The following is a 19,605-nucleotide window of genomic DNA, read 5'->3' on the forward strand; positions in this document are numbered from 1 at the left end:
ATACAAGCTGCCTTCAAAACCGGCTTATTCATCTTGAGACGGCTCCGGTAAGGAGTTTTTTTCAATTTATCACATGCATTCCCGTGAAAGGAATGAGTTTGTTATATTATTTGACATCAAATGTATGAATAAGGTCTATAACTTATATTAATTGTCGGCAAATCCAGGGTTACATATATAAAAAGGCCGCTGTTTTTTCGTACACTGTCTCGAACCTCAAATTTTATGTCATATAATCTAACACAATTGTGGACCGGACCCCCGAACCTGTGAAAAAATGCCCTTGTAACTAACAACGATGGAGGGTTCGATGATGAAAACCAATCGATTTAGCGCAGAACAGATTCTTCGGATGGCCAAGGAAGAAAATGTCCGGTTCGTCCGCCTGCAATTCACGGATATGCTCGGAACGATCAAGAACGTGGAAATTCCGGTCAGCCAACTGCCGAAGGCGCTGGACAACAAAATGATGTTCGACGGATCCTCGATCGAAGGGTTTGTGAGGATAGAAGAATCCGATATGTACCTGTATCCCGAGCTGGATACGTGGATGATATTCCCATGGACGACAGGGGACGGCAAGGTGGCCCGCTTAATCTGTGACGTCTATAACCCGGATGGCACCCCGTTCGCGGGCGATCCGCGGAGCGTGCTGAAGAAAGTGCTCAAAGAGGCCGAGCAGCTTGGTTTTACCGCGATGAACGTCGGTCCGGAACCGGAATTTTTCCTCTTCAAAACAGATTCCAACGGCGAGCCGACGATGGAAGTGAACGATAAGGGAGGGTACTTTGACTTGGCGCCCAGCGATTTGGGAGAGAACTGCCGCCGGGATATCGTCATTACCCTCGAAAGCATGGGCTTTGAAATCGAAGCCTCCCACCATGAAGTGGCGCCGGGACAGCATGAGATCGATTTTAAATATTCCAACGCGGTAGAGGCGGCGGATAGCATCCAAACGTTCAAGCTGGTGGTCAAGACGATTGCGAGAAATCACGGTCTTCACGCTACCTTTATGCCTAAGCCGCTATATGGGATCAACGGATCCGGCATGCACTGCCATCAATCTCTGTTCCGCGGCAAGGAGAACGCCTTCTATGACGCCAACGACGACTTGGGCTTGAGCCTGACGGCGAAGCAGTATTTGGCGGGGCTGTTAAAGCACGCCAGAGGATTCGCGGCCATTACGAATCCGACTGTCAACTCTTACAAAAGACTGGTACCGGGCTATGAAGCGCCTTGTTATGTCGCCTGGTCGGCCAAGAACCGGAGTCCGTTAGTCCGCATTCCGGCCAGCAGAGGCTTGAGCACCCGGATCGAATTAAGAAACCCGGATCCGGCGGCTAATCCGTACCTGGCTCTCGCTGTCATGCTGGCTGCGGGATTGGACGGCATAAAGAACAACTATACCTTGTGTGCCCCTACGAACCAAAATATATACACAATGGATGACCTGGAGAGAAAGCGCCACAAAATCGACAGCCTTCCTTCTTCGTTAAAGGAAGCGATCGAGGAGCTGCGCGCCAACGAAGTGATCGTGTCCGCTCTGGGTGATCATATCGTCTCTCACTTTATCGAGGCGAAGGAAATCGAATGGAATCTGTTCCGGCTGCAGGTACATCCTTGGGAGCGGGAGCAGTATATGACTGCCTATTAAGCTCAGTCCCTCCTTCCATTATGGTAGGAGGGGCTTATTTTGTCACAAGCCGTGATTCCGGTTGGTCGGAAGCGGCTTTTTTATATGTGTCTCGTTTTGTTCGGGTGTTCCAAAATGTGGGAAAGATGCCGATTGAAGAATGAAACCAATTCATTATTTTAATCATCTCATGATGGATAGATCATTTTTATTTATCTCAATTAAAAATTTGCTTATGGCAAATTATCTGACAAACCAATGGATGCATAACGGCATCCCGTTTACGATTAGTACCATCGTTACAGTAGACAGGAGGAGGATAAAGATGACAGACAGCGCATTTCCAAACAAACAGGGACTATACGATCCTGCATTCGAGCATGATGCGTGCGGGATCGGTGTAATAGCAAATATCAAAGGGGTCCCATCCCACGACATTGTCACACAGGCGCTGGAAACTTTATGCCGCCTCACTCATCGCGGGGGACAGGGGGCAGACCCTGCCAGTGGAGACGGAGCGGGCATCTTGACCCAGATCCCCCACAAGCTGCTGCTAAGAGAGAGCAGCCGGGCCGGATGGAAGCTTCCCGAAGCGGGCAGGTACGGGGCAGGCATGATATTCCTGCCGTCCGAGGACAAGGCCCGCCGCGAATGCGAGCAAGGACTCGAGCGGATTGCAGAGGAGGAAGGCTATCAGGTGCTCGGCTGGAGGACGGTGCCGACGAAGGATGCTGTACTCGGGCCGACAGCGGCGAATTCCAAGCCGTACATCCGGCAGTGGCTCATCACCCCGGAACAGGGGATGGAGATAGGGGAAGGTGCCCTGGAGCGAGGGCTATACGTCATCCGTAAGCGGGCGGAACGGGAAATCGGCCTTGCGCAGGCCAAGGCGGGCCGGACCTTCTACTTCGCCAGCCTGTCCAGCCGGACCATGGTTTACAAGGGCCTGCTGCTTCCGGAGCAATTGCCTGCCTTCTACACGGATTTGCAGGATGCGGACTATGAATCGGCCCTCGCTTTGGTCCATTCCCGCTTCAGCACCAATACGTTTCCAAGCTGGGAGAGGGCCCATCCGAACCGTTACATGATCCACAATGGGGAAATCAATACCATCAAGGGCAACGTCAACTGGATGCTGGCCCGCGAGGCGGCCTGCAGCGGCGGACCTTTCGCGGATCTGTCCCAAATCCGTCCGGTCATCGACCTGTCCGGAAGCGATTCTTCGATGCTGGATAATGCTTTGGAGTTTCTCCACTTATCCGGGCGGTCATTGGTCCACTCGGTCATGATGATGGTTCCGGAACCCTGGTCCAAGGACGCGGGGATGGAGGAAGGCAAGAGGGCGTTCTACGAGTATCATAGCTGCCTGATGGAGCCCTGGGACGGCCCCGCCGCTTTGGCCTTCACCGACGGTAAGCAGATAGGCGCCTGTCTGGACCGCAACGGTTTGCGTCCGACCCGCTATTATGTGACCCGGGACGACCGGATCATTCTATCCTCCGAGGTGGGAGTCGTCGATGTGCCGCCGGATAACATCCTGTACAAGGAAAGGCTCCATCCCGGACAAATGCTGCTGGTCGACCTGGAGCAGGGACGCATTGTACCCGATGAGGAAATCAAGCGCAGCGTCAGCTCCGAACAGCCTTATCGCCAATGGCTGGATGAGCATTTGCTTGATCTGGGGCAGCTTCCGGATGCAGAGGGCGAGCCGTCGGGGGAATCCGGCCCGGCATCCGATCCAGCCAGGCTGCAGCATGCGTTCGGCTATACCTTCGAGGAAATTGCCAAGGGGCTGCGTCCGCTGCTTCTCAAGGGCGAAGACCCTGTAGGCTCAATGGGCTATGATGCGCCCCTGGCGGCTCTGTCTACGAAACCGCAGCTTCTGTACAGCTATTTCAAGCAAATGTTCGCCCAGGTTACGAATCCGCCGATCGATGCTTTTCTTGAAGAGATGATTACCTCGGTAGAGGTCACTATAGGGGCCGAGGGAGATTTGCTTCAGCCGGGCCCGGATAGCTGCCGGCGCATCCGGCTGAAGGCTCCGGTATTGTCCAATGAAGAGCTTGGACGCATTCGGAGCAGCAAGCTTCCGGGCTTGCGGGCCGATACTCTGTCCATGACATTCGTTGTCGGGGAAGGGGAACGCGGCCTGGAGGAAGCGCTGAAGACCTTGTTCCAATCTGCAGAAGCGGCGATAGACGAAGGGGCATCGCTGCTTATCCTGTCCGATCGGGGAATTGGCCGCGGACAGGCACCGATCCCGGCGCTGCTGGCCGTCTCCGGGTTGCATCATCACCTGATTCGCAGCGGTAAACGGACGAAAGCCAGCCTGCTGGTGGAATCCGGGGAGCCGCGGGATGTGCACCATATCGCCTTGCTGTTGGGCTATGGAGCCAGCGCGGTTAATCCCTATCTGGTATTTGACACCGCAGCGCAGCTGATCTCGCGGGGACAACTGGAGGAGCTTTCGTTAGAGCAGGCGGTTCGGAATTATATTGCCGGGATCAAGAAGGGGCTCCTGAAGGTGATGGCCAAGATGGGCATTTCCACCGTTCAGAGCTACATTGGGGCGCAAATATTTGAAGCGCTCGGTATTCACGGAGACGTGATCGATACCTACTTCCCGCGGACACCGTCGCGAATCGGCGGTATCGGCCTGGCAGAGATTGTGGAAGAAGCGCTGATGCGGCACCGCCGGGCCTATCGTTCGGAGCGTCCTGAGCCGCTTCAGCCAGGAGATGAATTCCAATGGAGGCCGGGCGGCGAGGAGCATCTCTTCTCTCCGCAGACCATTCACGCTCTGCAGCAGGCCTGCCGCAGCAACGATTACGACCTGTTCAGAAAATATAGCGCCGGAATCGATCAACATGCCAAAGCTCACTGCACTTTGCGCGGTCTGCTTGAGCTTGTTCCCGGGCGGAAGCCGGTTCCGATCGAGGAGGTCGAACCGGTCGAAGCGATCGTTGCCCGCTTCAAGACCGGAGCGATGTCGCTCGGCTCCATCAGCAAGGAAGCCCATGAGGCGATGGCCATTGCGATGAACCGGATAGGCGGCCGGAGTAATTCCGGTGAAGGCGGCGAGGATCCGGGACGGTATGTAACGGATGAGAATGGCGACCATCGCGTCAGCGCAATCAAGCAGGTAGCCTCCGGACGGTTCGGGGTCACCAGCCATTACCTGATTCACGCGGACGAAATTCAGATCAAGATGGCTCAGGGAGCCAAGCCGGGAGAGGGAGGGCAGCTTCCTGCCCATAAAGTGTACCCGTGGATCGCCGAAGCCCGGGGCTCGACGCCCGGAGTGGAGCTGATCTCGCCGCCGCCGCATCATGACATATACTCCATTGAGGATTTGGCCGAGCTGATTCACGATCTGAAGGAAGCCAATCCGCGCGCGAGGATCAATGTGAAGCTCGTGTCCGAAGCGGGAGTGGGTACGATAGCTGCGGGAGTGGCCAAGGCCGGTGCCGATGTGATTCTGATCAGCGGATATGACGGGGGGACCGGTGCCGCCTCGCGCAACAGCATCAAGCATGCGGGTATGCCGTGGGAAATCGGCTTGGCCGAGGCGCATCAGACGCTGCAGCTGAACGGGCTGCGCAGTCGCGTCAGGCTGGAGACGGACGGCAAGATGATGAACGGCCGCGATGTGGTCATCGCCTCGCTTCTTGGGGCGCAGGAATTCGGCTTTGCCACAGTACCGCTCGTCGTGATGGGCTGCGTAATGATGCGAGTCTGCCACCTGGACACCTGTCCGGTTGGCATTGCTACGCAAAATCCGGAGCTGCGCCGCACCTTCGCGGGCGATCCCGGCCATCTGGTCAACTTCATGTATTTTGTCGCCCGTGAAGTGAGGGAATGGATGGCCCGGCTCGGTTTCCGGACGATGGAAGAGATGGTCGGTCGGACGGATTGCCTGCGGATCAACCTGCCGCAGGATCATTGGAAAGTCTCCGGCCTCGACCTGTCCCCGCTTCTGTACAGAGTTCCGGGAGAACCGGAGGATCAGCACCGGCCAGATGGAGGAGAAACGCAACCGGCGGAGGAAACGGCGGTGAAAGGGGACTCGCCCTCGCAGCTTCTCCAATCGGATGACGCTGCCGATCCGATGCGGCTTTTGTCCTTGTGTGCAGCCGCCCTGGATCGTCGGGAACGAATACAGGCGATCCTTCCCATCCGCAATACCGACCGCGCGGCCGGAACCCGGCTGGGCAGCGAAGTGACCCGCAGATATGGGGCGGAGGGGCTGCCGGACGGCACGATCCAGCTGCACTTTCACGGTAGTGCCGGACAAAGCTTCGGCGCCTTTATCCCACGGGGAATCACGCTTACACTCGAAGGCGATGCCAACGATTATGTCGGCAAAGGGCTGTCCGGCGGCAAGCTGGCGGTCTATCCGCCGGTGCAGTCCGGATTCGCGGCGGAAGACAATATCATTATCGGCAACGTGGCCCTGTACGGTGCGACATCCGGCGAGGCATATATTCGGGGAATCGCCGGCGAGCGCTTCTGTGTCCGCAACAGCGGAGCCGAGGTTGTTGTGGAAGGAGTCGGCAACCACGGCTGCGAGTATATGACCGGCGGGCGGGTCGTTGTTCTCGGAAGGGTCGGGCACAATTTCGCCGCCGGCATGTCGGGAGGCGTCGCTTATGTATGGAGCCGGCAAATGGCGGAAGTCGAGGCGAGGTGCAACCTGAAGCTGGTTGAGCTGGAGATGCTCGCGGATACGGAGGATGAAGGCCGAGTCAGGGCAATGCTGGAGAAGCATCTTCGCTATACGGACAGTGCTGTTGCACGGCGTATTCTGGAGGATTGGGAGAGGGAGGCGAAGCGGTTCGTGCGCATCATTCCGAAGGAATACAGGCGGATGATCCGGACGATTGAGCGCTTCCGGGCTTCCGGGGTTTCCCATGAGGAGGCGGCCTTGGCGGCGTTTCAGGAAAGAAGGAAGGCTCAATAAGGAGGAGCCCGCTGAACCAAGCTGAACTTGGATCAACCCGGCGAGCATCTGCTCCAATCTATTCGGAGCTCGCTTACAGACGGAAATTATAGAACGTTAAGCCATAACGGTTTAATAGAGGCTGTCGATTCGTTGCGGGAAAGGCGTTAAACAGGATGTTGTACAAGTGAAAAGTCCAACAGCGAAAACGTAACGGACCTGGGAGACTCTATTTCGTCAAAACAGGCGGTTTTTTTAGACTAACGGACACCGTTGCTCTTATTGCTTGGAATTCTCCTGCTTTCGCATGCATTTCTTGAGAATAAGGTCATCCAAGTCCGTTAAAATGACCGAAAGGCCCTTCTGGAGTGAATAAGGTCTCTGAGGTCCGTTAAAACCAAACCGTGCACCATTTTCGCATGATCTTTGGTTGTATACCATTAATCGACAGTCTCCAATAGAAGGATAGGAGGGGCAATGGATGGGTAAGCCGACAGGATTTATGGACTACCGCCGGGCGAAGCAGCCAGAACGCGAGCCGGCGGCAAGATTGCAGGACTGGAACGATCTGTACCGGTCTCTGCCTGAAACAGCGCTGCGGGAGCAAGGAGCCCGCTGTATGGACTGCGCCGTCCCTTTCTGTCAGACGGGGGGAGCGATAGAAGGGATGGTCACGGGATGTCCCGTCCATAATCTCATTCCCGAATGGAATGATCTGGTGTTCCGGGGGCATTGGCGGGAGGCCTTGGAACGGCTGCATATGACGAATAACTTTCCGGAATTTACGGGAAGGGCCTGCCCCGCCCCCTGCGAAGGCTCATGCGTCGCCGCCTTGTACGATTCCCCGGTGGCCATCAAATCGATAGAAAGGGCCATTATCGACAGAGGCTTCGAGGAAGGATGGGTCGTCCCCCGTCCCCCCGGAACGCGAACCGGGAAGAAGGTGGCTGTCGTCGGTTCGGGCCCGGCGGGACTCGCTTGCGCGGATCAACTGAATCAGGCGGGACACGACGTTACCGTATTCGAACGCCATGACCGGATCGGCGGGCTGCTGACGTATGGAATTCCCAAGATGAAAATAGAGCAATCCGTCATTGACCGGCGGGTGAAGCTGTTGATGGAGGAAGGAATCCGTTTTGTCACAGACTTTGAGGTAGGCAAGGATCATCCGCTGGAGGAATTGAGACGGGGGTTTGACGCGGTGGTGCTTTGTATCGGAGCGACCGCCCCGAGAGATTTGCCGGTCGAAGGCCGGGAGCTTGCGGGCATTCACTTCGCCATGGATTTCCTGCACGCGAATACGAAGAGCCTGCTGGATTCCGGGCATCGGGATAATCAATATATTTCTGCCAAAGGGAAGGATGTGCTCGTGATCGGCGGAGGGGATACCGCTACGGACTGCATCTCGACCGCCATGAGGCACGGCTGCAGAAGCATAACGCAATTTGATATCTATCCCCGCAAGTCATCGGCAAGGGAAGCGGACAATCCTTGGCCGCAGTGGCCGCTTGTGCACAGACGCGATTCCGGCCAAGTGGAGGCCGAAGCGGTATTTGGCGACGATCCTCGCGAATTTGCGGTTCTGACGAAGGAGTTCATCGGCGATTCGGAGGGCCGGGTATCCGGAGTGAGAAGCGTCCGTCTGCGTACGGTGGAAGGAACGTCGGGGAGCCGGGTTCGGGAGGAAGTACCGGGAAGCGATCAGATTTGGCCGGCACAGCTCGTTCTGCTTGCTATCGGCTTCAGCGGACCGGAGCAGGATGTTCTGCAGCGAATGGGCATCCGTACGAATGAGCGTTCCTGCATTGACGCTAAGTTCGGAGAATACGCGACGAACCTGGATGGAGTCTTTGCTGCAGGGGATGCGCGCCGGGGGCAGAGCTTGATCGTCTGGGCCATTCGTGAAGGCCGGGAGGCCGCAGCCGCCTGTGACCGGTATTTGCAGGCTCGTTGAGTAAGATGGCGGAGTGAGCCGGCTTAACTCGAAGATTCTCTGTCATTTTCTGGAACTGAAACGCCTGAAGCTTTATATTATCGAAACTTATCTTTGTCAGGAGGGGAGCGCATGGAGTCATCAGGAGGGTTCATTCCCAAATTATTAGCCGACAGGATTGGCGGCAAGAGGTTCGGCCAGGAGACTGAAATTTATAAATTCGAAAAAATAAAACGCGCCAAGCAATGGGCGCTGCGGCAGCATCCCGGGAAAGAATTGATCGATCTGGGAGTTGGAGAGCCGGACGAGATGGCCGATCTGCGGGTCGTCCGCCTGCTCGCCGAGGAAGCCGCCAAGCCGGAAAACCGGTTCTATGCCGATAACGGCGTCTTCGAATTCAAGCAGGCAGCCAGCGACTATATGGAGCAGGTATTCGGCGTGGCCGGAATCGATCCGCACAGCGAGATCAACCACGTGATTGGTTCCAAGCCGGCCTTGGCGATGCTCCCGTACGCTTTTATCAATCCGGGGGATGTCGCTCTTATGCCCTCGCCATGTTATCCGGTTCTCGGCACACATACCGAATATTTGGGCGGGCACGTCGTATCTTTGCCCTTGACGGAGGACAACCGGTTCTTACCGGACTTGGATGCCCTGCCGGACGATCTATTGCGCAAGGCCAAGCTGTTATATTTGAACTATCCGAACAATCCAACGGGTGCTTCCGCCACACCGGAATTTTTCGAGAAGGTCGTGCGCTTCGCGAAGCATAACGGGATTGCTGTCGTACACGACGCTGCTTATTCGGCTCTGGTGTTCGACGGGGAGAAGCCCCTCAGCTTTCTGTCCTTACCGGGTGCCAAGGAGGTGGGGGTGGAGCTTCATTCCTTGTCGAAGTCGTACAATATGACGGGCTGGAGAATCGGATTTATCGCCGGCAACCCGTTAATGGTGAAGGCTTTCGCCACCATCAAGGACAACTGCGATTCGGGCCAGTTCATCCCGATTCAGAAAGCGGCCGCTTTCGCTCTCAACAACCCGGATATCACGCGCAGAATCAGCGAGAAGTATTCGCGGCGGCATGATATGCTGGTGCAGGTTTTGCGCGAAGCGGGGTTTCGGGCGCACAAGCCGAAAGGCTCCTTCTTCCTGTATACCGAAGCACCCAAAGCGGTCAAAGGCGGACCGGAATTTGGCAGTGCCGAGCAATTCAGTGATTATTTAATCCGTCATCACTTGATCTCTACCGTTCCCTGGGACAATAACGGAGAATGCTATGTCCGCTTTTCCGTTACTTTCCAGGCCGGCAGCGAGCAGGAGGAACGGCGGATTATAGATGAAATCAGACGAAGATTGGCTGAGGCCGACTTCCTATTTTGACGGGGGAGGGAGAACAGCTATGAAGTTTGCCAAGATGCATGGTCTGGGAAACTGTTACGTTTACGTAAATCAATGGCAGGAGCTCATTCCGGAGGAGAGGCTGGAGCTGCTGGCAAGGGTTGTATCCGATGTTCATACCGGAGTCGGTTCGGACGGGCTGATTCTCATAGGCCCTTCGGAATGCGCCGATTTTCGCATGCGAATCTTCAATGCTGACGGCTCGGAAGCGAAAAATTGCGGCAATGGGCTAAGATGCGTGGCTAAATACGTGTATGAACGCCGCATGATCGACCGGCGCGAGTTTACGATCGAAACGCTGGGGGGAACAGTATCGGTAGAGGTCGATGCGGACTTCGGCCGCAAGGTGAGGCAGGTTACAGTCGATATGGGAGCGCCCCGCTTAACGAAAGCGGAGGTCCCCATGCTCGGGGACCCAGCAAGCACTACAATCGATGAGGAAGTGGCGATCGTCTCCGAAACTTACCGGCTAACCGCCTTGTCCATGGGAAATCCTCATGCCATTCTGTTCGTCCCCGATGTGAATGAAGTGCCTATTCATGAAATCGGTCCCTCGATTGAGTTTGCCCCCATATTCCCGGAACGGGTTAACGTCGGATTCGTTCAGGTAAGGGGGCCCCGGGAGATCGATTACCGGGTATGGGAGCGGGGCTCGGGAATCACGCAAGCTTGCGGCACCGGAGCCTGTGCGGCGGTTGCTGCCGGAATTTTGAACGGGCTGCTGGAGCGGAACACCCCGATCACTGTCCACCTGCTTGGTGGCGATCTGGAAATTGTGTGGTCTGAAAATTCACATATTTATATGAAGGGACCGGCGGAGTTTATTCTGGACGGCGAATTCTTTCCCGCGCAGAAGACTTGACTGGTTGCAATATGCATGATAGTTTTAATTATTGGGGGAAATTATTTGTTCTGTGCATATCCCTACTTTTACTATTAGAATTCAATGAATTGGGGACGGGATATTCGTTTTCCCGTTTTCCCGTTCTTGCAGATAGCTATGAAAATGACCAACAGGAGGTACGCTAATGAGATCAACCGCCACAGTCAGCTTCCGCAGTTACTTTTTGATCTTAGCATTCGTCCTGTTGACTACTTTTATTTCCTCCTCTTTGTTTGTGGATACCAGCCATCCTTTGGTTGAAGAATCTCCGACACTCGTCTCTTCCATTAAAGAGCATTCGATTATAACCACCCGAAATACCGCCAAGATCGGCCTCATATGGCTTCATAAATGGCTGTCCTGGATTCCGCTATTCCCTCTATTGCTGCTGGTTTTGGCTTTGCCGCCTATAATTTATTTGTTTCGTTTCATTCCCCTTGCTATAAAGGGCATATTTCTAATGCCTATTAAATTTACCTCGACTTACGTTGTTTAATCACGTTAACTATCTACCTCGTTAATTATTTTAACCAAACAAACTTCAGTCAAGCTTTCTTTACCTCCGATTCCGCCTGTAGACGGATATAAGGGGAGGGCTAATTAAGTGCGCCTATTTTCAAAACTAGTTAAGAAATTTGTGAATAATTTATGCAGTTTGGCCTTTATATAAATGAAATAATGAATCTAATTCATATTTTGTCGGACAGACCCATTTTGTGAAATCCGATGGAATCGTGCTGTAAAGTTCGATCGTTATAAAAAATCACCTTACGAAGCCGGGAAACCCGACTTATATTGTGAATAAAGAAAGCGGAGGGACTATCATTTTGAATATCCGTGAATCTGATTTGCCTGGAATTGGCCGCAAGTTTCAACTGGACACGCGCTCCGGTGACAAGTTGGTTGTCATTATTCATGACGATGGGAGAAGAGAACTGTTTCACTTCGACTATAAGGATCCCGAGGAAAGTATCTCTATGGTTACATTGGATGATGAGGAGTCCAGAATGATTGCAGGGATCATAGGAGGAATGACTTATCGCCCCCGTGCGTTGGAAACGATCGATGTCGCACTCGACGATCTGGTCATCGAGTGGTACAAGATCGAGCAAGATGCCCGTTGCGTAGGGTCCAGCATAGGAGACCTCGATGTGCGCAAGAGGACGGGCGCATCCATCCTGGCGGTCGTAGAGAAGAATCATAATAAATATATTAATCCGGGACCAGACTATCCACTAAAGGCAGATTCCACTCTAATTGTCGCGGGAGAAAGACAACATATCAAGAAGCTGAAGAGGTTTTTGCTAAACGGAGACGAATAACAGGGGGGAATTATGGATACGATCATTTTTGAAGTAGGATTGGCTATTTTATTGGTGGCAACAGTAGGTTTGATCGCAACGAAGCTTCGCTTTTCGGTCATTCCCTTCTATATATTGGTCGGGATGGCTGTCGGCCCGCATGCCCCCCACGTATGGATTTTTGATTTCCGGTTTATTGAAAGCTCCGAATTTATTGATTTTATGGGCCGGCTTGGCGTCCTGTTCCTGCTTTTCTATCTGGGGCTGGAGTTTTCGGTGGGGCGGCTGATGAAATCCGGAAAATCGATTGTCATTGGCGGGCTGTTCTATATTATTATTAACTTCCTGTTCGGACTCCTTCTCGGTTGGATGATGGGTATGCCGCTCAAGGAAACCTTGGTCATCGCGGGAATCATGACCAGCTCGTCCACGGCCATTGTAGCCAAAGTATTGGTGGACCTTAAACGGACGGCCAACCGGGAAACGGAAATCATCATGGGAATGATCATGTTCGATGACTTGTTTATTGCCGTTCATATTTCGATTCTGTCGGGGCTGGTGTTAAGCGGAGCGACCTCCTTCCTGGGGGTACTGCTGACATCGTTATCGGCTCTTATCTTCATTCTCTTGTTCCTTATTGTAGGACGCAGAGTCATCAAGTATGTGGATAAAGGGCTGAATATATCATCGCCCGAGTTATTCCTATTGGTTATTCTGGCCGCACTGTTTCTCATTGCGGGATTTTCGGAAACGTTCCATGTGGCCGAAGCTATCGGTGCTCTGATGGTCGGGCTCGTATTGGCTGAATCGGTTCACGTCAAGCGGATCGAGCAGCTCATCTTGCCCTTCCGTGATTTCTTCGGGGCGATGTTCTTCTTCAGCTTCGGATTAACAATCGCCCCTGCGTCCCTGGGCGGAGCGGTCGGCATGGCAATATTGGCGGTGGTGCTGACGATTATCGGGAATCTGGTTGCCGGCATGCTGGCGGGCAAAATCGCCGGAATCTCGCCGCGAGCTTCCGTCAATATCGGTCTGACCCTATCCTCACGCGGAGAGTTCTCCATCATTATGGCCAATATTGGCAAAGCGGGCGGACTGCTTCCGGTTGTCCAATCGTTCGCGGTGCTGTATGTGCTGCTTCTGGCCATACTTGGACCGCTCTTGACGAAGGAATCCAAACGGATTTACAACCTGGCGGTTAAGCTGTTCGGCAGAGGCAATAAAACAGAGCAGCCGGGGCAATAGCAACCCGTTGAATAACACAACTAATAACAAAGGCCATGCGGTCCCCGGGAATGGATAGGGGCATCACATGGCCTTTTGGCGTGGGACAGGGCTATTGCTGCTTCTTGAGCTGCAGCAGGGCTCTAAGTTTCTTTAATTGCTCTCTTTCGCCGGTAGCGACGAGGGTGCAATGAGCGGTTAGCACATGCTCGGGTCCGGGATTGATTACCTTGGTATGTCGTGTCTTATCGATAACCGCTATGATGACGGCACCGGAAGCTTGTCTGATCGTCAGCTCGCCGATCGTTTGGCCGACGCAGGCGGCATCCGGTTCGATTTTAAACCATTCAATAACAAGGTCCTCCAGGGACATCTCGATTTCTTCCAAAGCCTTGGGCTTATAGCTCATGCCGCCGATAATTGCGGCCATTTGCCTCGCTTCGTCGTCTTCTAGGGAGATGTTGGACAAGCATTCTTCCTGCTCATCTTCGCCAAAGTGATATATTTCGCGCAGTCCGTTGTCATGAATGACGACGACCACGGAATCTCCGGTACGGGTTTGCAGTTGAAATTTACGGCCGATTCCCGGCAAATCGACTTCTTTGATATTCAATGGTTGGACCTCCTTTTCTTCCTATTGCTTTACAAATGTGGTTTCTATTATACATGAGCTTGCCGATTCGAGCGATAGCCAGTTGCAAGGCCCGGCAAAATCGATTAGCATAAATCGCGAGAGGGTTAAGGGGGAGAGGCGGAAGAATGAAATTATTGATTATTTATTTGCTGCTGGTCAACGGGCTCGGCTATTGGTCAATGGGACGGGACAAGGCTCTGGCCGGCAAGGGAAAGAGAAGAATTCCCGAAAGAAGGCTGTTCGGTCTGGCTCTGGCGGGAGGTGCGGTCGGGTCGTGGTTGGGGATGAGAAGGTTTCGTCATAAGACGAAGCATTCTTCCTTCGTGATCGGGATTCCTCTGCTGATTGCGGTGAACGCTGTTTGCGTTTATGGAGTCTGGAGGCTAATATTAAGCGTTTGATTAGGCCGGAGCTCCGGTCTCTTCATACACATCAAAACTCCCCTTGCCGCCGAAGCGAGAAGGGGAGTTTTTTTCACCGCTAATCCGTTACCGTCACGATAATTTTCGTCCGTTTGCCTGCGAATTTCACTGTGATCGTCGCTTTGCCCGGCCCGTTCGCCCGAATGATTCCGTCTTTAACATCCGCTACTATTAATTTTGAAGATTGCCATAAAGCTTCGACGGACACATCCTCATCCGTGCCGTCCGCATAAGTAGCGGTGGCCTTGGCAGAGTATGTTTGGCCTTTTTTCAATTCCAGCTGCACTACGTCTGTTTTTAAATATTTCAAAGTATCTACGTCGACTTGAACGGAGATAGATTTGCCGCCGTATGAGGCCGTAATTTTCGCTTTCCCGTATCCGGCAGCGGTGACCTGCCCCGCATGGTCGACGTCAGCAACTTTATAAGAGGAGGTTTTCCAGTCTGCCTCTGCCGTTACGTCTCTTTCGGATCCGTTGGAGAATGTAGCCGTCACGGCGATCTGCTTCTGATCGCCGGATTTCAGAGACAAGGCCCGGGTATCGGCGGTCAGCTTCGTGATGATATCGACATCTACCGCAATGGTGACGGACTGGCCTCCGTACTTGGCGGTTATGATCGTTTTGCCTCTTTCGAAGGCCGTAACCGCACCTTTGCTAACATCGGCATATTTCGGAGAGCTGGATAACCATTCCGCATCGCGGGTAACATCCCGGACATTGCCGGCCTTATCGGTGGACGTCAATTTAATATAACCGGTTTGCCCCTGATTCAGCATCAAGGTTTTCCGGTCTGCGCTCAACTCCTGAACGACGTCCACAAAGACGGGAATGGTAACCGTCCTGCCGCTGTATGTGGCGGTTACTTTGGCTTCTCCGCTGTCCGTCGCGGTGATCAGCCCTCTGCGGACTTCCACGGAGGAGTCGGAGCCGGCCGACCATTCAGCCTGATGGGTAACCTCTTCCATCCGGCCGTCTGCATAAACAGCATGTACCGTAACTTGATGGGTATCTCCTTTTTGCAGGGCGAGGGAATCGATGTCTGTCGTCAGTTTTCTAGGAATATCTACGTCTACGACGATGGATGCCGTTTTATTACCATACTTCGCGGTTATCGTAGCTTCTCCGGAGCGTTTACCGGTAACCACGCCTTTTGCAGCAAATGCGGTTGCTTCCTTATCCGACTTCCATTCCGCTTTGTTCGTTACGTCTTCCCGGGTTCCGTCCTGATAGGTGGCGAACAGCTTTAACGGTTCGGATTGGCCCTTCTGCAAGGAAAGAAACTCCCGGTCTATCTCCAGAAGACGCGGAACTTCCACATCAATCGCGATATCAATCGACTTTGCTTCGAAATGGGCGGTGATGATAACCTCGCCCGGAGCAGAGGCATGGACTTTCCCTTTGCTGACAAAGGCAATCTTTTCGTCGCTGGAGGTCCATTTCGCCGCATTCGTGATATCTTCGACTCGACCGTCGGCATAAGTGGCTTTTAAAGTAAGCTGCTCGGTATTGTTTACCCTCATAAATAAGCTTTGCCGATCCACCTCGAGCTTCTTGGCCGAGTCGACATCGACTTTGACCGATGCCGATTTGCTTCCGTATTTCGCCGTAATAACGGTTTCGCCGGGAGCGTAAGCCGTAATCTCGCCGCGGATGGCGTCGGCCACCGTTTCGTTGCTGCTGGACCATTCCGCCTGTTCGGTCACATCCTCGACCGTGCCGTCGGGGAAGGTGGCCTGCAACGTTATTCTCTCCGTGCCGTCGACAAGCAGGGAGACCTGGGGTTTGTCCGCATCCAGCCGGCGGACCAGCTCAACGCTGACGGGAATCGAGACCGAACGGCTCCCGAACTTGGCTACAACGGTGGCCGTCCCCGAGCCCAGTCCTTCCACCGTACCGTTGACGACTGTCGCGACCTCGTAATTGTCGACGCTCCATTCGGCTTTCTCGGTCACGACCTCCTTCGTCCCGTCACTGTAAAAAGCAGTTAACTCCACCTGCTCTTTAACGCCGGTACGAAGCTGCAGGGAATGACGATCCTTCGTCAAAGCCTTGACCTTCTTGTGAATCGTTACCTTGACGACGACTGTCTTCCCCTGATAGGTCGCCGTCAGGACAGCGGTTCCTTCGCCCTTTGCCGTAATGGTACCGGCGTAGACCGACGCCACTTCCGGATTTTCGCTCTCCCAATCCGTCTTGATCGTCACTTCTTCCGTTTTGCCGTTGACATAGACTGCGGTAGCCGTTAACGATTGGGTGTCGCCGATCTCCATTGTCAGCTCGTTCTTGGACAGAACGAGCCGGGAGATTTCCTCCGCTGCCATTACGCTGCCTGCTCCCATGCAATAGAAAAGCATGGTCATACATAATACAACCTGAACGATTTTTTGCAATCTTCCTTGCCTCAACGTCATTGTCCTCCTTGATAATTAATATGCAGCCGGGATAAGGATTCGGAATTATGGAGCGGGCGGGGGAGCTGAAATCCGAATCATGGTTTATATCGGCAAATGAGAAGGAACAAATTGGGGTTTCCAGATGGGAAATGCATGTAAAAACTGTGTAAAACGCTCCCATATGATTCCGCGGTGACGCTGTGCTCTTTCAGGAAAAAAACATCCGCCTATTTATTTTGCAGGGGGAAGGAGAGACGGAACAAGGCTCCTCCTTCCGGTCGGTTCTCGGCGGTGATGCTTCCCGAGCACCGTTCGACAATGGCGCGGGCAATCGCGAGCCCCAGCCCGTTCTCCCCGTCATGTCCTTTGACAAAACGGTAAAAAAGCTTCGGAACGATATCTTCCGGAATTCCTTCCCCATCGTCGGTCACTTCAATGACGATGCTGCCATCCTTGCAGAAGGAACGGATGACGACAGACGAACGGGCGTGCCGGATCGCATTGGCGATTACGTTCAGCAACGCTTGAATTAGCTTGTCCGGATCGGCATAGATGATAGCATCAAGCGATGTATCATCCTCTCTGTATTCAACCGCAATCCGGTTTTGGATGATAAGAGGATCGAGCTTTTCTATCGTTCGGGCAACGACCTGATGGATCGCTACTTCCGTATGGGCGAAGATTCCGTCCTCGATATCGAGCTTGGCCAGCAGCATGATTTCCGTCACGATTTTCTTAAGTCGTTCGCACTCTTCCGCGATGACGTTCAATCCGTGCTTCGCCTGCTCCTCTTTAAAGACGCCGTCCCGGATTCCTTCCGCATAACCTTGAATATTCATCAATGGAGTTTTCAGTTCATGTGAAGCATTCTGGAAAAATTCCTTCTGCGTCCGATGATACCCGTCCAGCTCGGCAGCCAGCTTATGGACGCTTGCGGCGACCTCCCCGATTTCTCCGCCCGCCTTCACCATCTGAACCTCGGAGAAGCGGCGATTCTGCACTTTGTGCAGTTCATCCCGCAGAGTGGACAGGGGAGTGACCAGCCGCCTTGTAATGAATATGCTGAGCAGCAGCGCGAACAAGGCACCCAACCCGAAGATGAGGACCATTCGTTGGATGAAGCTGAATTGGATCGATTTCAACCGGTCCATTGGAGCAGCGACGACCAGCTTGTCCGAATAATCGTTCGCCTGGATCGTCTCAATCAGGTATGTGTTCTGCTGGCCCTTCCATACATTGCCTTCTCCTAGAGCCAGCTCCCGGGCATTCTGAATAATCTCCGTGTACTCTTCGTTGGAGACGGGCAGGGAAATGGCATTATTGTTGGAATAGAGGAAGGCCATATGGGCATTCGGCGAAACGATCTGCGTGACCAAATCGACGGTTCTATTCGTACCGCTGCTGTGGGAGGACCCGGTCCCCATATACTGCAGCATGACAGCCCGGCCTTGTTCCCTCATTTCTTTCCGTTGGCTGTCGATCAGGATATCCAACAATAACGTGCTCATTAACCAAGCGGTCACGATAAGGAGAAAAAGAAGGAGTAAACCGAATGCTAGATTCAGGCGAGTCAGCAGCCTCATGACGGCTCCTCCTCTGTGGAACGCAGCCTGTATCCGTAACCCCACACGGTATCCAGCGGGAGATTATCCATTTTTTTGCGTATCCGTTTCACCAAATCGTCGACCGCCCGGTCGCTGCCGTAATAATCTGCACCCCAGACTTCATTTAACAGCTCGCTTCGGGAATAAGCATGGTTCGGTCTTTCCGCCAATATGTACAACAGGGTAAACTCCTTCGCTGTCATCTCGAGCTCGGAGCCGTGCCAATATACTCTTCTTTCTTCTGGAATGATTTGCAGAGCCCCAACCACCAGAGTTGTCGGGGAAGCCGCGCATCCCGTGCCGGGATTCGCCTGCTGCATGGACCACCTGAACAGCAGTCGGTTGACCTTGGCCACCAGCTCGCGCGGGCTGAACGGCTTCGTTAAATAATCGTCGCTTCCCAGCTCCAGTCCCATAATTTTGTCCACTTCCTCATCCTTGGCGGAAATCATGATGATGGGCACCTCGTCGTCGTTCCGGATCTGCCGGCAGAATTCATAGCCATCCATGCCGGGCAGCATAATGTCCAGCACCCACAGATCGGGGGGCATTACTTTACGCAGCTGGAGCGCTTCTTCCGCGGATGAAACACCGATCGTGCGATACCCTTCCCGCTGCAAATAGGCTTCAACAATTTGCCGAATATGAAGCTCGTCGTCAACAATTGCAATAAACTGAGACATTCCTATTCAGTCCTCCGTAGTCAGTAAAATCATGTTTATTGTAACAGATGGAAGAATGGGCGGGAGGGATTGGAGGCGAATTCTACACTTTTTCTACATCTGATCGTTCTTCTGCGATTGGGGAGCTTTTCAAAGCCAGGTCACCGTGCCGGAAAAAACAACAGCCACCGGTAGGTTTCTGCCGGTGGCTGCGTATAATATTAACTGCAATCGGATCCGGATTGAAGTTCGACGGGAACTTCCGGAATAATGGTGGACAGGGCCGATTTATACAAGGTTTGCTGCTTGCCGAAGGAGTCGTGGATAACGATGACATATTTGTCAAAAGCGGTGATCGTTCCCTTTAGCTGTACCCCATTCACGGTGATGATGGTGCATTTCGTATTCTTTTTGCGCAAGGTGTTCAGATAAAGATTCTGGTCAAACAGAGGCCTGGTTCTTTGATCAAGTTCCTGCATTGGTTTAATCCCTCTTTCTCTTTAAGGATTTTAATCTAATCATACCATAGAACGGAGGCTGCGGAACAAGAGTCTAACGCCTTATATACAACCTTGGA

Annotated in this window: 14 protein-coding genes; 9 read left to right on the forward strand and 5 right to left on the reverse strand. The window is 53.4% G+C overall.

Translation table 11 applies throughout. The features are described 5' to 3' along the window. The first annotated feature begins 313 nt into the window (after positions 1-313). From glnA to FS806_RS06195, 8 genes are all read left to right on the forward strand, one after another. Complete coding sequence (gene glnA / locus FS806_RS06160) at positions 314-1,654, forward strand: type I glutamate--ammonia ligase (protein WP_144933707.1); 1,341 nt, start codon at positions 314-316, stop codon at positions 1,652-1,654. A gap of 304 nt (positions 1,655-1,958) precedes the next feature. After that, complete coding sequence (gltB, locus tag FS806_RS06165; RefSeq protein WP_144933708.1) at positions 1,959-6,593, forward strand: glutamate synthase large subunit; 4,635 nt, start codon at positions 1,959-1,961, stop codon at positions 6,591-6,593. A 460-nt stretch (positions 6,594-7,053) separates the two neighbouring features. Then, positions 7,054-8,526: a glutamate synthase subunit beta gene (locus FS806_RS06170; protein ID WP_144933709.1), complete on the forward strand. Its 1,473-nt coding sequence runs from the start codon at positions 7,054-7,056 to the stop codon at positions 8,524-8,526. Between the two features lie 111 nt (positions 8,527-8,637). After that, complete coding sequence (locus FS806_RS06175) at positions 8,638-9,885, forward strand: LL-diaminopimelate aminotransferase (protein ID WP_144933710.1); 1,248 nt, start codon at positions 8,638-8,640, stop codon at positions 9,883-9,885. Between the two features lie 19 nt (positions 9,886-9,904). Further along, positions 9,905-10,765 carry a diaminopimelate epimerase gene (gene dapF / locus FS806_RS06180; RefSeq protein ID WP_144933711.1) on the forward strand — a complete coding sequence of 287 codons (861 nt, stop codon included), beginning with the start codon at positions 9,905-9,907 and terminating at the stop codon, positions 10,763-10,765. Positions 10,766-10,931: 166 nt separating this feature from the next. Beyond that, complete coding sequence (locus FS806_RS06185; RefSeq protein WP_144933712.1) at positions 10,932-11,282, forward strand: hypothetical protein; 351 nt, start codon at positions 10,932-10,934, stop codon at positions 11,280-11,282. 331 nt (positions 11,283-11,613) lie between these two features. Further along, complete coding sequence (locus tag FS806_RS06190; protein ID WP_144933713.1) at positions 11,614-12,108, forward strand: cation:proton antiporter regulatory subunit; 495 nt, start codon at positions 11,614-11,616, stop codon at positions 12,106-12,108. Positions 12,109-12,120: 12 nt separating this feature from the next. Continuing rightward, complete coding sequence (locus tag FS806_RS06195) at positions 12,121-13,332, forward strand: cation:proton antiporter (protein WP_144933714.1); 1,212 nt, start codon at positions 12,121-12,123, stop codon at positions 13,330-13,332. A 91-nt stretch (positions 13,333-13,423) separates the two neighbouring features. Here the strand turns inward: FS806_RS06195 and FS806_RS06200 are convergent, their stop codons facing one another. Next, entirely contained in the window at positions 13,424-13,924 is a 501-nt protein-coding gene (locus tag FS806_RS06200) for a cation:proton antiporter regulatory subunit (protein ID WP_144933715.1), read from the reverse strand. A 146-nt stretch (positions 13,925-14,070) separates the two neighbouring features. Between FS806_RS06200 and FS806_RS06205 the strand changes: the two genes are divergently transcribed. After that, positions 14,071-14,346: a DUF1294 domain-containing protein gene (locus tag FS806_RS06205; RefSeq protein WP_144933716.1), complete on the forward strand. Its 276-nt coding sequence runs from the start codon at positions 14,071-14,073 to the stop codon at positions 14,344-14,346. 79 nt (positions 14,347-14,425) lie between these two features. On the opposite strand, the gene FS806_RS06210 is transcribed toward FS806_RS06205, so the two are convergent. The 4 genes from FS806_RS06210 to hfq all read right to left on the reverse strand — a co-directional run bounded on the left by FS806_RS06210 (position 14,426) and on the right by hfq (position 19,507). Further along, positions 14,426-16,774, reverse strand: coding sequence for an Ig-like domain-containing protein (locus tag FS806_RS06210; RefSeq protein ID WP_260982001.1), 2,349 nt, complete (start codon positions 16,772-16,774; stop codon positions 14,426-14,428). Between the two features lie 215 nt (positions 16,775-16,989). Next, complete coding sequence (locus FS806_RS06215; RefSeq protein ID WP_144933718.1) at positions 16,990-18,345, reverse strand: sensor histidine kinase; 1,356 nt, start codon at positions 18,343-18,345, stop codon at positions 16,990-16,992. Then, positions 18,342-19,049: a response regulator transcription factor gene (locus tag FS806_RS06220; protein ID WP_144933719.1), complete on the reverse strand. Its 708-nt coding sequence runs from the start codon at positions 19,047-19,049 to the stop codon at positions 18,342-18,344. Before FS806_RS06220 ends, FS806_RS06215 begins: the two co-directional genes overlap by 4 nt. 200 nt (positions 19,050-19,249) lie before the next feature. Further along, entirely contained in the window at positions 19,250-19,507 is a 258-nt protein-coding gene (hfq, locus tag FS806_RS06225) for an RNA chaperone Hfq (protein ID WP_144933720.1), read from the reverse strand. Positions 19,508-19,605: the final 98 nt, after the last annotated feature.

The sequence above is a fragment of the Paenibacillus sp. 32O-W genome (assembly GCF_007679495.1).
Classification (GTDB): domain Bacteria; phylum Bacillota; class Bacilli; order Paenibacillales; family NBRC-103111; genus Paenibacillus_L; species Paenibacillus_L residui.

What these genes read in the sequence shown, in the direction of transcription:
- glnA (WP_144933707.1), top strand. Translation starts at nt 314, where the DNA reads ATGAAAACCAATCGATTTAGCGCAGAACAGATTCTTCGGATGGCCAAG.
- gltB (WP_144933708.1), top strand. Translation starts at nt 1,959, where the DNA reads ATGACAGACAGCGCATTTCCAAACAAACAGGGACTATACGATCCTGCA.
- FS806_RS06170 (WP_144933709.1), top strand. Translation starts at nt 7,054, where the DNA reads ATGGGTAAGCCGACAGGATTTATGGACTACCGCCGGGCGAAGCAGCCA.
- FS806_RS06175 (WP_144933710.1), top strand. Translation starts at nt 8,638, where the DNA reads ATGGAGTCATCAGGAGGGTTCATTCCCAAATTATTAGCCGACAGGATT.
- dapF (WP_144933711.1), top strand. Translation starts at nt 9,905, where the DNA reads ATGAAGTTTGCCAAGATGCATGGTCTGGGAAACTGTTACGTTTACGTA.
- FS806_RS06185 (WP_144933712.1), top strand. Translation starts at nt 10,932, where the DNA reads ATGAGATCAACCGCCACAGTCAGCTTCCGCAGTTACTTTTTGATCTTA.
- FS806_RS06195 (WP_144933714.1), top strand. Translation starts at nt 12,121, where the DNA reads ATGGATACGATCATTTTTGAAGTAGGATTGGCTATTTTATTGGTGGCA.
- FS806_RS06205 (WP_144933716.1), top strand. Translation starts at nt 14,071, where the DNA reads ATGAAATTATTGATTATTTATTTGCTGCTGGTCAACGGGCTCGGCTAT.
- FS806_RS06215 (WP_144933718.1), bottom strand. Translation starts at nt 18,345, where the DNA reads ATGAGGCTGCTGACTCGCCTGAATCTAGCATTCGGTTTACTCCTTCTT.
- FS806_RS06220 (WP_144933719.1), bottom strand. Translation starts at nt 19,049, where the DNA reads ATGTCTCAGTTTATTGCAATTGTTGACGACGAGCTTCATATTCGGCAA.
- hfq (WP_144933720.1), bottom strand. Translation starts at nt 19,507, where the DNA reads ATGCAGGAACTTGATCAAAGAACCAGGCCTCTGTTTGACCAGAATCTT.